This is a genomic window from Polaribacter sp. 2305UL8-11 (assembly GCF_058147165.1).
In genome coordinates, this window is sequence record NZ_JBYVJW010000039.1 from 1 (window position 1) to 288 (window position 288).

General features: G+C 30.6%; 1 pseudogene. It reads left to right on the forward strand.

Annotated features, from left to right (window positions below):
• Positions 1–34: 34 nt before the first annotated feature.
• A pseudogene (locus ACY2RW_RS16120) lies at positions 35–288 on the forward strand (hypothetical protein); the annotation flags it as partial.

Sequence of the window (288 nt, forward strand, 5' to 3'; positions counted from 1 at the left end):
ATTTATAATCAGTTAATTTCTTCATTTTTTAGTTATGAAACTAACAAACTCACAAATAGAACCACTCTACAAATTCACCAGAAAACACTATGTAGAACACTATGATGTACAAACAGAGTTGGTAGATCCTTTAGCCAATGATATTGAAGATAGTTGGCAACAAACCCCAAAGCTTTCTTTTGAAGAGGCTAGAGATAAATCATTCAAAAAATTTGGCATGTTTGGTTTTAGGGATGTTATAGAAGCTAAACAAAAGCAGATGAGTAAAAAGTATGCTAAAATACTTTT